This is a genomic window from Nocardiopsis sp. NPDC055551, from assembly GCF_053619415.1.
In genome coordinates, this window is the sequence record NZ_JBSHJJ010000010.1 from 217,724 (window position 1) to 231,396 (window position 13,673).

General features: G+C 68.6%; 12 protein-coding genes. 2 read left to right on the forward strand and 10 right to left on the reverse strand.

Going from position 1 to position 13,673, the window contains the following annotated elements:
- Window positions 1-575: 575 nt before the first annotated feature.
- The 4 genes from proC to ACWGSK_RS19425 form a co-directional block, all read right to left on the reverse strand.
- Window positions 576-1,370 (reverse strand): pyrroline-5-carboxylate reductase, encoded by a 795-nt coding sequence (proC, locus tag ACWGSK_RS19410; RefSeq protein ID WP_452456372.1) that lies wholly within the window; start codon window positions 1,368-1,370, stop codon window positions 576-578.
- A gap of 109 nt (window positions 1,371-1,479) precedes the next feature.
- Window positions 1,480-2,415: a sugar phosphate isomerase/epimerase family protein gene (locus ACWGSK_RS19415; RefSeq protein ID WP_358507736.1), complete on the reverse strand. Its 936-nt coding sequence runs from the start codon at window positions 2,413-2,415 to the stop codon at window positions 1,480-1,482.
- 167 nt (window positions 2,416-2,582) lie between these two features.
- Window positions 2,583-3,179 (reverse strand): C40 family peptidase, encoded by a 597-nt coding sequence (locus tag ACWGSK_RS19420; protein ID WP_358507738.1) that lies wholly within the window; start codon window positions 3,177-3,179, stop codon window positions 2,583-2,585.
- Between the two features lie 258 nt (window positions 3,180-3,437).
- Window positions 3,438-4,346: an SGNH/GDSL hydrolase family protein gene (locus ACWGSK_RS19425; protein WP_358507740.1), complete on the reverse strand. Its 909-nt coding sequence runs from the start codon at window positions 4,344-4,346 to the stop codon at window positions 3,438-3,440.
- A gap of 207 nt (window positions 4,347-4,553) precedes the next feature.
- Between ACWGSK_RS19425 and radA the strand changes: the two genes are divergently transcribed.
- Complete coding sequence (radA, locus tag ACWGSK_RS19430) at window positions 4,554-5,990, forward strand: DNA repair protein RadA (RefSeq protein WP_452456373.1); 1,437 nt, start codon at window positions 4,554-4,556, stop codon at window positions 5,988-5,990.
- A 24-nt stretch (window positions 5,991-6,014) separates the two neighbouring features.
- On the opposite strand, the gene ACWGSK_RS19435 is transcribed toward radA, so the two are convergent.
- Together ACWGSK_RS19435 and ACWGSK_RS19440 are read right to left on the reverse strand one after the other, a co-directional pair.
- Complete coding sequence (locus tag ACWGSK_RS19435) at window positions 6,015-6,401, reverse strand: SSI family serine proteinase inhibitor (RefSeq protein WP_358507743.1); 387 nt, start codon at window positions 6,399-6,401, stop codon at window positions 6,015-6,017.
- A 117-nt stretch (window positions 6,402-6,518) separates the two neighbouring features.
- Window positions 6,519-7,277 (reverse strand): hypothetical protein, encoded by a 759-nt coding sequence (locus ACWGSK_RS19440; protein WP_358507745.1) that lies wholly within the window; start codon window positions 7,275-7,277, stop codon window positions 6,519-6,521.
- Window positions 7,278-7,340: 63 nt separating this feature from the next.
- Between ACWGSK_RS19440 and ACWGSK_RS19445 the strand changes: the two genes are divergently transcribed.
- Complete coding sequence (locus tag ACWGSK_RS19445; protein ID WP_358507747.1) at window positions 7,341-8,216, forward strand: HhH-GPD family protein; 876 nt, start codon at window positions 7,341-7,343, stop codon at window positions 8,214-8,216.
- A gap of 39 nt (window positions 8,217-8,255) precedes the next feature.
- On the opposite strand, the gene ACWGSK_RS19450 is transcribed toward ACWGSK_RS19445, so the two are convergent.
- The 4 genes from ACWGSK_RS19450 to ACWGSK_RS19465 all read right to left on the reverse strand — a co-directional run bounded on the left by ACWGSK_RS19450 (window position 8,256) and on the right by ACWGSK_RS19465 (window position 13,344).
- A complete protein-coding gene (locus ACWGSK_RS19450) occupies window positions 8,256-8,855 on the reverse strand; it encodes a DUF3105 domain-containing protein (protein WP_358507749.1) in 600 nt (199 codons plus the stop codon).
- A 374-nt stretch (window positions 8,856-9,229) separates the two neighbouring features.
- Window positions 9,230-11,734: an ATP-dependent Clp protease ATP-binding subunit gene (locus ACWGSK_RS19455; protein WP_358507751.1), complete on the reverse strand. Its 2,505-nt coding sequence runs from the start codon at window positions 11,732-11,734 to the stop codon at window positions 9,230-9,232.
- Between the two features lie 772 nt (window positions 11,735-12,506).
- Complete coding sequence (locus ACWGSK_RS19460) at window positions 12,507-12,845, reverse strand: histone-like nucleoid-structuring protein Lsr2 (RefSeq protein ID WP_067606297.1); 339 nt, start codon at window positions 12,843-12,845, stop codon at window positions 12,507-12,509.
- 217 nt (window positions 12,846-13,062) lie between these two features.
- Window positions 13,063-13,344 carry a hypothetical protein gene (locus ACWGSK_RS19465; protein WP_358507752.1) on the reverse strand — a complete coding sequence of 94 codons (282 nt, stop codon included), beginning with the start codon at window positions 13,342-13,344 and terminating at the stop codon, window positions 13,063-13,065.
- Between the last annotated feature and the right edge of the window lie 329 nt (window positions 13,345-13,673).

Consider the following 13,673-nt stretch of genomic DNA (forward strand, 5'->3'; position numbering starts at 1 on the left):
CAGACCGCCGGCGCCCATCCCGCCAGGGGGCATTCCTCCGGGAGGCGGCGGACCACCCGGCGGCATTCCGCCCGGGGGCGGACCCATGGGGCCGCCCCCGGGCGGCCGTCCCGCGCTCGGAGGTCCGAAGTTCGGCTGTCCACCGCTCGGGGGGCCGAGCGGCGGCCGACCACCGGAGGGGGCTCCCCCCTGGGGTGGTGGTCCACCGGGTGGTGGTCCACCCGATGGCGGGCCGGCCGGTGGCGAGCCCGCCGCGGGCCGCCCTCCCGTGTTCGGCCCGGGAGGGGTCTGGCCGCCGGAGGGGTTCCCAGGGACCTGGGGGCCACTCGGAGCTCCGGGCGGGGGCGTGTTCGGCCCGGGCTGTCCGGGCTGGTGGGAAGGGTCCGATGGCGGTTGAGAGTTGGTCATGGGGCCCCGGAATCTGTGGAGGAGGTACTGGGAGTGCGTGGGGTGGAAGGAGGCGGGGTTCCACCCGCTCTGCCCGACTTTATGCATCCCATACGACGCCACTTCCAGCGCCCCTCGATCACGAACCGTTACGGATTTTTATGTGATTTACGCCACATACCCTGCGGTCAGTGCCCGGAGAGAGCCCTGCTCCGGTCCCTCGCGGCCTCGATCGCGTCGGTGAACGCGGTCCGCACACCGTGCCGTTCCAACTCGCGCAGGGCGGCGGCGGTGGTCCCACCCGGTGAGGTGACCGCTTCGCGCAGGACCACCGGGTGTTCCCCCGAGCCGTCGAGCATGGCGGCGGATCCGGTGATCGTCTGGCCGACCAACCGCTGTGCCGTGGCGCGCGGCATACCCATCGCCACTCCGGCCTCGATCATGGTCTCGGCGATGAAGTAGAAGTAGGCCGGCCCGCTCCCGGAGATCGCGGTCACGGTGTCCATGTGCTGCTCACCGACCCGGATCACCTCGCCGACCGTGCTCAACAACTCCTCGGCCCGGTCCAGGTGTTCGGTCCGCGTGTGCGCTCCGCCGGAGACGGCGGTCATCCCCTTCCCCATGAGGGCCGGGGTGTTGGGCATGGCCCGGACCACGGGGACACCGGAGGGCAGATGGCTCTCCAACACGGCGGTGGTCAGCCCCGCCGCGACCGAGATGACCAGTCGCTCCTCGGACAGGTGCGCGGAGACCTCGTCCAGCAGGGCGAGCATGTCCTGGGGCTTGAGGGCCAGGAGCAGGGTGCCGGCGCGCTTGACGGCGTCGACGGCCGGCACGGTCTCGACCCCGTAGCGCGCGCGAAGCTCCGCGGCGTGCTCCTCGCGCGGTTCGGTGACCAGGACGTCCCCTGGGGAACGGTCCTTGGCCAACAGCCCGGCGAGCAGTGCCTCGCCCATCTTGCCTGCACCGATGATCGCGATCATGAAGGGGTCCTCTCTGCGGATCCCTCCACGCTAACCGTCCCGCCGGGCCGAGGTGGACCACACGTCCCAACCCGTGGACAACCTCTCCGGGGCGGTGGCGACGGGTGCCTCAGTCCGGGTCGACGGTGCCCTCGTCGTCGACGGCCCCGCCCTCGTCCACGGCGAAGCGTCGCGGCGGCGCCTGGGGGCGGCGGCGCAGCAGCGCGATCCGCTCACGACGGCCCAGCGCGGGTTCGGGCTCGCGTGGTCCGGCGAAGTGCAGTCGGGTGAAGGCCAGCGCCTCGGCCAACTCGCGCATCCGGGTCTGCCGATCGGGGGCCTTGCGGGTGCTCACCTCCAGGACGAGCTGACCTTCGTACCGGTTGCCCGCCAGATGTTCGAGGAGTTCGGCCACGGGCTGGCTCCCCCGCCCGGGGATGAGGTGCTCGTCCAGGTTCTGGCCGCCCAGACCGTCGGCGACGTGCACGTGGGAGAGGCGATCGCCCAACCGCTTGGCCATGTCCATCGCGTCGGAACCGGACATGGCGGTGTGCGACAGGTCGAGGGTCACGTCGGCGTAGTCGCGGTCGAGCGGGTTCCAGCTCGGGGCGTAGGGGACGACCTCTCGGTCGCGCACCCGGACCGGGTACATGTTCTCCACCGCGAAGACCACGTCGGTCTCGTCCTGCATGCGGGAGACGCCGATCTCGAAGTCCTTGGCGTATTCTCGCTGCCAGCGGAAGGCCGGGTGGACCACGATCGCCTTGGCCCCGAGGGCCTCGGCCATCTCCTTGGAACGGACGAGCTTGCCCCAGGGATCCTTGCCCCACACCCGTTGGGTGAGGACGAGGCAGGGCGAATGGACTGCGGTGACGGGCATCTGGTGGTAGTCCGAGAGGCGCCGGAGGAGTTCGATGTCCTGGCTGGCCGGGTCGGAGGAGACGAGCACCTCCACACCGTCGTACCCCAGCTTCGCCGCGATCTCGAAGGCGGCCGGGGTCTTCTCCGGGTAGACCGACGCCGTCGATAGGACCACGGGCGCGTCTGGGACCTGGATAGGGCTCACAGGTTCCAGGGTATGCGCTTTCGGCGTCCTTGGGGCGACCGGGTACGCCAACGCGGCGTGGCGAGGGACCTTCGTCCCGACCGTTCCGGCGCACTCCCGTGAAAGGGGCCGACGGCCGTGGCCCCTGTGGGCGACGACCGTCGGGAAGAGTGACGGGGCCGGAGCGGCTACAGCCGCACACCTCCGGCGAGGTTGTAGCGCGTCACCGCGCGCTCTCCGACCTTGCCGCCGGAACTCGGGGCGTCGATCATGCGGCCGCCTCCGAGGTAGATGGCGACGTGGTAGGCGTAACCGCCCGAGTCGGTCCAGTAAAGGAGATCACCGCGCTCGGCGTTGGCGTAGGAGACACGGGTTCCGGAGGCGACCTGGTCGTGGGCGATGCGGGGCAGGCTCACACCCGCCTTCCCGAAGGCGTGCTGTACGAGCCCGGAGCAGTCGAAGGAGCCGGGGCCGGTGCCGCCCCAGCCGTAGGGTTTGCCCGTCTGGGCCTCCGCGGCGCCGATGGCCTTCTCGATGGCGGACGAGGTGAGTGCCTGGTGGACACGTTCCGGTCCGCTCTGCTGCGCGGCGGCGACCGGAGCGGTCGGCTGATGGGGCTGGGAGAGCGCCGGTGCGGTCCCGGTGGCCAGGGCCGCCGCGGCGAGCGCGGCGACGACGAGTGCCCGCTTTCCCCGACGGTGCGCCCCGACGGTGACGGCCTGCTGTTCCGGGTCCGTGATGGAACGGCAGGCCCGCGTTTGCTCGTGGTGTCGCGGTAGGCACATGTGGTGACCCTCCTCGATCGACCGGGGCGGACCACGCCGCTGTGACGTGGATCTCCCACCACCGGCCCATCACCATTGGTCACATATTGATTACGTTAAGTCACTCTCCGTGATTCAGGCGATCCCCAAGAACGGTAAAGACTGCTTGACCCCGGCGGACATTTCGGTCGGAGAAGTACCAACCGAACACCATCCACCGGGGTCATCACCGGGGACCAAGGGTCATTGGAACCCAGGGCGCGTTCCGTGGACGCCGCCCTAGGGGGCCGGGACCCCGAGGGCGTCACGGACGAAGTCGGTCGTCGCCTGCATGCCCAGGTTGTTCGGGTGGACCGGAGCACCGTCCTCGGGGATCAGCCCCTCGACCCAGCGGGTGTCCGACCCCTGGCAGACGTCGTGACCCCGCTCGAAGGTGTCCACGAAGACCGCGCCGTGGGCCGCGGACTCCTCGGCGATCATCGTGTTGAGCGCGGTCTGCGCCTCGTCCAGGAACGGGACGTCACCACGGGCGATCGGCGTGCTCGGCCAGCAGCCGCCGCTCTCCGGCATGATCTGGAGGTACCCGACGGCGAGCACGGTCGCGTTCGGGCTGCGCTCGGCGATGTCGGCGTAGACCTGGGACACCTCGCCTCGCATCCCCTCGATCCGGTCGTCCAGCTCGGTGCCGTAGTGGTCGGCGCAGGGGCTGCCCACCGGGTTGCTCAGGCTCTGCTTGGCACACTCCACGAGCATCTCGGAGAAGCCGAAGTCGTTGCCGGCGATCCCGACCGTGACCAGGTCGGTCTCGGGGCGAAGGGCGTCGAGCTGCGGTTCGGTGTCGTCGAACTGCTTCTCGTACAGGTGGCTCATCACCGCGCCGGAACAGCTGACGTCGGTGATCTCCTCGATCCCCAGCTCCTCGGCGAGGCGCTTGGGGTAGTTGACGGACGACTGCATGCAGCCCAGCAACGGCATCTGCGCACTCACCATGGGGCCGGCGGTGAAGGAGTCACCGATGGCCACGTAGTGCGAGTAGGCGGCGGTCTCGGCGTCGTCGGCCGCGGCGGGCGCCGATGCCATCGTGACGCCCAGTGCCGCGATGGCGACGGGGGCGACGATCCGGGCCAGACGGCGCCGGAGCCCGGTACGGGAGCGGTGGGGGGTGGGGGATTCGTGTGAGCGGGACACGAGGGACTTCCTCTCGAAGGAGCGGGGGACAGGAATTGTCAGATACCGCCGGGGAGTGACTCCCCACACATTCTCTAACATGATTTACCGGATTCATGACCTAACTCGTAGGTAACTTTCATGTGTCTCCCTCGGAATTCCGGTGGCCGCGGAGCACCTGTGGACGACGCTCCACGCATGTCACCGGCACCCGTTAGCGTGGCGACCATGGCAAAAGCAGTGAAGACCTCGTTCCGGTGCGTCGAGTGCGGCTGGAGCACCCTCAAATGGGTCGGGCGCTGCGGTGAGTGCCAGGCCTGGGGCACCGTCGAGGAGGCCGGGGCGCCCGTCCCCAGCGCCGTCGCGCCCGCCCCCGTCACCGCCAGGGCCCGCCCCATCACCGAGATCAGCGTGGAGACCGCCGAGGCGATCCCCACCGGCGTGGACGAACTCGACCGCGTCCTGGGCGGCGGCGCCGTCCCCGGCGGGGTGGTGCTGCTGGCCGGTGAACCCGGTGTGGGCAAGTCGACCCTGCTCCTGGAGGTCGCCGCGATGCGCGCCGCCGACGCGCCGGTCCTGTACATCACCGGCGAGGAGTCGGCCGGGCAGGTACGGCTGCGCGCCGAACGCCTGGGCGCCCTCTCCGAGCGGCTGTACCTGGCCGCGGAGACCTCGGTGGCGACCCTGGCCGCCCACGTGGACGCGGTCGCGCCGAAGCTGCTCATCGTCGACTCCGTGCAGACCATGGTCTCCCCCGAGGCGTCCGGCGTCCCCGGCGGTGTCACCCAGATCCGCCAGGTGTCCGGCGCCCTCATCCAGATCGCCAAGGAACGCAACATCGCCACCGTGCTGGTCGGCCACGTCACCAAGGACGGTTCCATCGCCGGCCCCCGGATGTTGGAGCACCTGGTCGACGTCGTCCTGCACTTCGAGGGCGAACGCCACTCCCAGTTGCGACTGCTGCGCGCGGTCAAGAACCGCTACGGCCCCACCGACGAGATCGGCGTGTTCGAGCTGAGCGACAAGGGCATCGAGGGCCTGCCCGACCCCAGCGGGCTGTTCCTCTCCGATCGCACCGATCCGGCCCCGGGCACCTGCGTCACCGTCACCCTGGAGGGGCGGCGCCCCCTCATCACCGAGGTACAAGCGCTGGTCGCGCCCTCACCGCTGCCGGCGCCGCGCCGCGCCACCTCCGGCCTGGACACCTCACGGGTGAACATGATCCTGGCCGTGTTGGAGAAGCGTTCGGGCATGAAGCTGGCTAACCTGGACGTCTACGCCTCCACCGTGGGCGGTGTGAAACTGACCGAACCCGCCGTCGACCTGGCGCTGGCCATCGCCGCCGGCGGCTCCCACAACGACATCGCCCTGCCCAAGGGGTTCGTGGCCATCGGCGAGGTCGGGCTGGCCGGGGACGTACGTTCCGTCCAGGGGGTACGCCGCCGGGTGGCCGAGGCGCAGCGCCTCGGTTTCACCCAGGCGGTCGTACCGAAGGGCTTCGGCGACCCCATCCCCGGCATCCGCGTTCACGAGGCCGAGGAACTGAAGGACGCCCTGAAGTGGATCGCCAAGAGCCGCCGCAAGAAGGGCGCCCCGGACAGGCCGAAGGACACCAAGAAGCAGGCGCGTCCGAAGCTCACCATCGCCGAGGAACCCCCGTTCTGACGGGCCGGGGCGCCACGTCCGCGATCAGAAGGCGAAGACCGCGCCCTTGGCCTGGCTCAGGAGGCATTCGTTTCCGAAGGTCTCCTCGTAGCGCTCTCCCCCACCGTCGGCGACCACGGTCACCGGTCGGTGGATCATGGTGCAGGCTCCACCGGTTCCGGTCTCGACGTCGGAGACCCGCCCGCCGGCCTCCCCGATGAGGTCACAGGCCGCCTCGGCCTCCGGGTGCGTCCCTCCGGCCGGTCCGCACTCCAGGACCACCGAACGGATCGGTGTGGTCCCGGTGGTCTCGGCCCCACCCGGCGACGCGGGAGAGAGGCGGAGTTCGTAGCTCGTGGCCTCGGCCTGCGCGGGCGAGGCCAGGGAGAGGGCGAGGGCGGTGGCTGCGACGAGCCCCAGGGCTGTCCTCATGGTTTCACTCCAACGACGACGAGATCAGGTCACCACGAATCGTAGTGACCTGATGACGAAGAGTCCTGGTGTTCGTGAAAACCGGTGTGCCGACTTCGTGCCCCGGGCGTAGCGCCCTCAGGCCTTGAGCTGGAAGACCAGTTGGTCCACGCCGCTGACGATGTCGCCCCGGAGGTTGGCCTTGTACCAACCGGCCTGGGCCTGCGACGAGGTCGACCGGCAGTCGGTGAAGGAACGGTCCCGCTCCCAGGTGATCGTGTAGTCGTGCGGGCGGCCCTGCTCCAGCTGGCGTTCCTGGGCGGCCTTGCCCTCCACGCAGTCCGCGGTGGAGTAGATCCGGTCCTCGCCGGAGTGCACGATCAGTTCGAGTGCCTCCGGTCCCACGTCCACGGTGCAGGTCTGTTCGCCGACGTTGACCACGGAGACCTTGAACCCGGGATCGGTGTCGGCCCCGTAGGCCTCCCGGTCGGCCTCGGCGAAGTCGAAGGAGACCACCACGTCCTGCGGACGGCAGGGGTCCTCGGGCTTCTCGGGCGCGGCGGCCTCGGCGGAGTCACCACCGGAGGAACCCTCCTCCGATTCCTCGTCCTCACCCTCGTCCTCGCCCTCGGAGGGTTCGTCGGACGGTGACGGGGAGGCGTCCTCCTCCGGTTCCTCGGAGGCCTCCTCGGAAGGCTTCTCCTCGGGCTCACTGGGGGAGGGCGAGGGGTCCTCGACGCCCGCCTGGTTGCTGCCCGACGTGTTCTCGCTCTCGGAGGGACTACAGGCGTAGGCGATCAGCGCGAACAACAGCAGCACGCCGATCAGCACGAAGGCTCTGCGCCTCCAGTAGATGTCCTTGCCGACGGGTGCGGTGTGTCCGGTACTTGACGCCATGGGCCGTAGTATTGCGGTTTTGTGCGCCCCCCATCCACTCAACCCGCCGATTTGCCGTTAAAGATGAGCGATAACCCTTACAGCACCGCAGTTCTGGCGTGGTACGAGACCAACGCCCGCGACCTTCCCTGGCGTCGCCCGGACGCCTCCCCTTGGTCGATCCTGGTCAGCGAGATCATGCTCCAGCAGACCCCGGTCGTCCGAGTCCTGCCTGCTTGGGAGGCGTGGATGGAACGCTGGCCCACCCCCGCCCACCTGGCGAAAGAACCCTCGGGCGAAGCCGTGCGCATGTGGAATCGGCTGGGGTACCCACGCCGCGCCCTGCGTCTGCACGCCTGCGCGGTGGCCATCACCGAGGAGCACGGCGGCGAGGTCCCCGACGACCACGCCACCTTGTTGGCCCTTCCGGGTATCGGTGTCTACACCGCGGCGGCGGTGGCGAGCTTCGCTTACGGGCAGCGGCACGCCATTCTGGACACCAACGTTCGGCGTGTCCTGGCCAGGGCCGAAACCGGGGTCGAGTACCCGCCGAAAACCCAGACCAAGGCGGAGGTCGCCCTGGCCGAGTCACTGCTGCCGCCGCTGCCGTCGGTGGCCGCCCGCTGGGGCGTGGCCGTGATGGAGCTGGGAGCCCTGGTGTGCACCGCCCGCTCCCCGCGCTGCGCCGACTGCCCCATCGCCGGTCAGTGCGCCTGGCGGCTGGCCGGCCGCCCCGCCTACGACGGACCGCCCCGGCGCGGTCAGACCTACGCCGGGACCGACCGCCAGGTGCGCGGCAAACTCCTGGCCGTCCTGCGCGACTCCACGGAACCCGTCGCCAAGTCGGCCCTGGACGCCGTGTGGGACGACCACGTCCAACGCGAACGCGCCTTGGACGCGCTCATCGACGACGGCCTGGTCGATCCGCTCGGGGACGGCCGTTTCGCCCTGCCCGGCTGAGGCCCTCGGACACGTGACCGGGGCCCTCGAACGGCGAGGTCAGTTCATCCGGGCGTCGACGGTCTCGGGGTCGAAGTCGGCGTCGTTGCCGTCGTAGGCACCACTGCACGGCGCGCCCGGTTCGGGGGCCGCGGGGCTCTGCTCGTACTCGCGCAGGAAGTCGCCGATCCGTTCGTCCGAGGCGTCCTCCAACTGGATCTGGGCGCCCCAGGCCGAGGCCACGATCGGCGTGGGAAGGTCCTCCATCGGGCTGACCAGAACGTACGAGCCGGGCGCGTGGTAGGAGGCCAATTGTTCGACCTGGCCCGAGTCCAGCGACGGATCGTAGGTGATCCAGACCGTGCCGTGCTCCAGGGAGTGGACCGCGGCCTCGGTCAGCACCGGCTCGTCGTAGACGCCACAGTTCTGCCAGAAGGGGTAGTGCTCGCCGCCGACCGGAGGGTGTTGCGCGTAGTCGACGGTCTCTGCGGGATCCACGTGCTCGGCGGACAGCCCCTCGAAGAGTTGGACCTCGCCCTGGCCGTCCCCGCTCGCACCGCTCTCACCCGGGTCGGCGTCGCCGGGATCACCCATGGCCCACCACAGCCCGAGGCCCGTGACACCGATCAGGACGATGGCGAGGGCGCTTCCACCGATCACCCAGGGCAGCGCGCCGCCGCGCTTGCGCGGTGGGCCCTGGTAGGGGTATCCGGGCGGGCCCGCCGGCGGGTGTCCGGGCGGAGGCCCCTGCGGCGGGTACCCGGGCGGCGGAGCGCCTTGGGGCGGGTATCCCGGCGGAGGCCCCTGAGAAGGTGGCCCCTGCGGCGGCCCCTGGTGCGAGGGAGCGCCGTGCGGACCCTGAGGTGGGTACGAGCCGGGGAACGGTTCCTGGGGCCGTTGGGGGCCGTTCTGGTGGGGATCATTCGGTGAGGACACTGGGGCACCCTACCCCGCGGCCCTCCCCCGGGCATGGGAAAGGGGGCACCCCCGAAGGGATGCCCCCGTTCGTACCGGCGCTCGGCCGGCCGATGTCCCTACTCGCCCTTGGCGGCGGACTCCACCTCGGGGGTGTCCGGAACCGCGGCGGGCTTCGGCACACCCTTGAAGGTGAACTTGGCGTCCGTGCCCTCGCCCTCGGCGTCGATCACCACGATCTGGCCGGCCTTGAGGTCACCGAACAGGATCTTCTCGGACAGCTGGTCCTCGATCTCCCGCTGGATCGTGCGACGCAGCGGACGCGCGCCCAGCACCGGGTCGAACCCACGCTCGGAGAGGACCTTCTTGGCGTTCGACCGAAGCTCGATGCCCATGTCCCGCTCCTTGAGCCGGGAGTCCAGGTTCGTGATCATCAGGTCGACGATCTGGAAGATCTCCTTCTGGGTCAACTGGTGGAAGACGATGACATCGTCCACACGGTTGAGGAACTCGGGCCTGAAGTTGGTCTTCAGCTCCTCGTTGACCTTGGCCTTCATCCGCTCGTAGTTGGTGGTGGCGTCGTCCTCCTTGGCGAAGCCCATGGCCTGGCCCTTGGAGATGTCACGCGTACCCAGGTTGGTCGTCATGATGATGACCGTGTTCTTGAAGTCGACGTTGCGACCCTGGGCGTCGGTGAGACGACCCTCCTCCAGCACCTGCAGGAGCGAGTTGAAGATGTCGTTGTGGGCCTTTTCGATCTCGTCGAACAGGACCACGGAGAACGGCTTGCGGCGCACCTTCTCGGTGAGCTGGCCGCCCTCTTCGTAACCGACGTAGCCGGGAGGCGAACCGAACAGCCGCGAAACGGTGTGCTTCTCCATGAACTCGGACATGTCGAGCTGGATCAGCGCGTCCTCGTCCCCGAAGAGGAACTCCGCGAGGGTCTTGGACAGCTCGGTCTTACCCACACCGGACGGACCGGCGAAGATGAACGAACCACCGGGACGCTTGGGGTCCTTCAGGCCCGCGCGGGTCCTGCGGATGGCCTGCGAGAGCGCCTTGATGGCGTCCTCCTGGCCGATGACCCGCTGGTGCAGCTCGTCCTCCATGCGCAGCAGGCGCGAGCTCTCCTCCTCGGTCAGCTTGAAGACCGGGATGCCGGTGGACGCGGCCAGGACCTCGGCGATGAGCTCCTCATCGACCTCGGCCACGACGTCCATGTCGCCGGCCTTCCACTCCTTCTCCCGCTGCGCCTTCTTGTTGAGCAGCTGCTTCTCGTCGTCGCGCAGGGACGCGGCCTTCTCGAAGTCCTGCTCGTCGATGGCCGATTCCTTGTCGCGGCGCACCTTGGCGATCTTCTCGTCGAACTCGCGCAGGTCCGGCGGAGCGGTCATCCGACGGATGCGCATCCGCGAACCGGCCTCGTCGATGAGGTCGATCGCCTTGTCCGGCAGGAAGCGGTCGCTGATGTAGCGGTCCGCGAGCTGCGCGGCGGCCACGAGCGCGCTGTCGGTGATGGAGACCCGGTGGTGGGCCTCGTACCGGTCGCGCAGACCCTTGAGGATCTCGATGGTGTGCTTGGTGGTGGGCTCGTCGACCTGGATCGGCTGGAAACGGCGCTCCAGCGCGGCGTCCTTCTCCAAGTACTTGCGGTACTCGTCGAGCGTGGTCGCACCGATGGTCTGCAGCTCACCCCGGGCCAGCATGGGCTTCAGGATGGAAGCGGCGTCTATGGCACCTTCCGCCGCCCCCGCGCCGACCAGCGTGTGCAGCTCGTCGATGAAGAGGATGATGTCACCGCGGGTGCGGATCTCCTTGAGCACCTTCTTGAGGCGCTCCTCGAAGTCACCGCGGTAGCGGCTGCCCGCGACCAGGGCGCCCAGGTCGAGGGTGTAGAGCTGCTTGTCCTTGAGCGTCTCGGGGATCTCCCCCTTGACGATCTTCTGCGCCAGCCCCTCGACGACCGCCGTCTTACCGACGCCGGGCTCACCGATGAGGACCGGGTTGTTCTTGGTCCTGCGGGACAGGACCTGCATGACCCGCTCGATCTCGTTGTCACGACCGATGACCGGGTCGAGCTTGGACTCGCGAGCGGCCTGCGTCAGGTTGCGGCCGAACTGGTCCAGTACCAGCGAGGTGGAGGGTGTGGACTCGGAGGAGGCTCCGGTGGCCTGCGGCTCCTTGCCCTGGTAACCGTGCAGCAGCTGGATGACCTGCTGGCGGACCCGGTTGAGGTCGGCGCCCAGCTTGACGAGGACCTGGGCGGCGACGCCCTCGCCCTCGCGGATCAGGCCCAGCAGTATGTGCTCGGTACCGATGTAGTTGTGACCGAGCTGAAGCGCCTCGCGCAGCGACAGCTCAAGGACCTTCTTGGCCCGGGGGGTGAAGGGAATGTGCCCCGACGGAGCCTGTTGGCCCTGGCCGATGATCTCCTCGACCTGCTGCCGAACCGCTTCGAGGCTGATCCCAAGACTCTCCAGGGCCTTGGCGGCGACACCCTCACCCTCGTGGATGAGGCCGAGCAGGATGTGCTCCGTACCGATGTAGTTGTGGTTGAGCATCCTGGCTTCTTCCTGAGCCAGAACCACCACTCGCCGCGCGCGGTCGGTAAACCTCTCGAACATGTCTCGTCGCTCCTCTACAGAGCGGTCAGGCAGGGACGGTCGATACCGACCCGACTCTTCCGCATATAGGCCCCACAGGGATAACCGCCCCGGGGAGCGCTGTCGCACCGCTCGTCCTCACCGACCATGGCCGGCTCGGACGAACATCTCCCGCACGACCGACCGCAGCCGTCCGTGCCAGAGACTTTCCCCGACGATAGGGCGTTCACCCAACATCCAACTACCAATTGCCGCGTCAGATTTCCCTGTACGCCGAAGGCGAACGGCCCGGGCATCCCATCCATCACGAGAGTGCCCGGGCCGCACGTGCGTTAGCCCCATTATCGGCTCTTAGCGAACAAGCCGAAGCGTGTTGTTCTTCGAGCGGAATTGGTCCGCGGATGTCGATGCTTCCGACCCGACCGGGTCGGTGGCCCATAGGGGCGGCGGCCCACGATGGGACCGCCACGCACCGGACCACCGAATGCGCGGTCTGCTCACGGGTCGGAGTGCGTCGAGGTCGGGCCAAACAGGAGCGGGGACCGCGTGCCCGCGGCGCGGGGTGTCCTCCAACGAACGGTCTCCGCACCGGCTTGGCGCTCACGACCGAGCGGCTCCGCCCGATTCCACCGACAATCCTCGCCTCCCCCGTTATCCCCTGCGTCCGGTGGATCACGGTCCGTTCGATGACGGACCGAAGCCTGCCGGAGGATCGGGTGCGACGTCGGCGGGACTCAGGTCGAAATTCGATCAAGACCTGACAACATTTCGGCGGACCGAGCCGACGGCGAAATCAGCCCTTGATGGCCTCATATTCGGCGACGATGGCGGCGGGGATACGGCCACGCTCATTGACCGGCTTCCCCGCGGCCTTCGCCCAGGCGCGAATCTCGGCGCTGCGCTCACGGCTCGGGGCATTCCGGCTTCCACGCCGAGCGCCGCCACGACCCTGCTTCGCGGGGGCCTTACGAGAGGCCTCGACGAACGGGCTAAGGGCCTCGCGGAGCTTGCCGGCATTATCCGCGCTGAGGTCGATTTCGTACGTCGACCCGTCGAGACCGAACGTCACCGTCTCCTCGGCCTCACCGCCGTCGAGGTCGTCCACCAGGAAAACCTGGACCTTCTGTGCCATGGAATCAAACCTTTCAGAAGAGAGGTGTCTGTAGCACCTGAATATAAAGCTATCTCGCGGGAACGCGAAAGACAATTCCCGACGCGATGAAATCGACGTCGTCCACCGGACGAGGATTCGGGGTCACCGGAACCGCACGGGGCACATGAGTAGGCCCGCGCTCACGGGTCCCCCGACGCCGGGGAGTCGCGATGGCCGGGTCGAACCGGCAGCGTATCTAACGCCCCTCGGATTCGGTGCGTTCGCCATCCTGGGTAATCGGCGTCTCGTTCGTCGCCTTGGTCTCCTCGACCTTGGCCGCGCCCTTGTCACCCGCACTGTCATCCGAGGTGGCGTCCTCGTCGACCAGGCTTCCGTCCATCCGCCTCGGAGCCATCTCCCTGCGGAGCAGCTTGATGACGAAGGCACAGAAGACGGTCCCGACAACCACCGGTGGGATGAGCGCGGACAATACGTCGATCAGCCCAGGGGGAAGCACCGATGACAAAAAGTCACCCATCGAAGCGCCCTACCCTTCCTGGTTGTTACTTATTGCAGCAAATACCCGACTCAGTGTCGGGCCGGTCCGGGGGGATGGCGCGCCGGTGGGCCCGGGCAATCGCATACCAGACATCATAGACATCGTTTGCCCCCGGTTCGACACCGGACGTACCGAAGAGGTCTCGTCAAAGCCCTTGGGCGGCCAATGTCCGATCGGTTGTTCCCGCCCCGCACCGGTTCGCGGACGGAAGGTGAGGAGCGGCCACTCGATGGAAGCGAAAAACGCGCGATCCCGTCATCTCATCGGTAGTCGACGGACCCCGCCGCCCCGGCGGACGCAGGTACACA

Bases quoted from the DNA above. Each gene is read 5' to 3' on its own strand.
- proC (WP_452456372.1), bottom strand. From the start codon at position 1,370: ATGATCGCGATCATCGGTGCAGGCAAGATGGGCGAGGCACTGCTCGCC.
- ACWGSK_RS19420 (WP_358507738.1), bottom strand. From the start codon at position 3,179: ATGTGCCTACCGCGACACCACGAGCAAACGCGGGCCTGCCGTTCCATC.
- radA (WP_452456373.1), top strand. From the start codon at position 4,554: ATGGCAAAAGCAGTGAAGACCTCGTTCCGGTGCGTCGAGTGCGGCTGG.
- ACWGSK_RS19435 (WP_358507743.1), bottom strand. From the start codon at position 6,401: ATGAGGACAGCCCTGGGGCTCGTCGCAGCCACCGCCCTCGCCCTCTCC.
- ACWGSK_RS19440 (WP_358507745.1), bottom strand. From the start codon at position 7,277: ATGGCGTCAAGTACCGGACACACCGCACCCGTCGGCAAGGACATCTAC.
- ACWGSK_RS19445 (WP_358507747.1), top strand. From the start codon at position 7,341: ATGAGCGATAACCCTTACAGCACCGCAGTTCTGGCGTGGTACGAGACC.
- ACWGSK_RS19455 (WP_358507751.1), bottom strand. From the start codon at position 11,734: ATGTTCGAGAGGTTTACCGACCGCGCGCGGCGAGTGGTGGTTCTGGCT.
- ACWGSK_RS19460 (WP_067606297.1), bottom strand. From the start codon at position 12,845: ATGGCACAGAAGGTCCAGGTTTTCCTGGTGGACGACCTCGACGGCGGT.
- ACWGSK_RS19465 (WP_358507752.1), bottom strand. From the start codon at position 13,344: ATGGGTGACTTTTTGTCATCGGTGCTTCCCCCTGGGCTGATCGACGTA.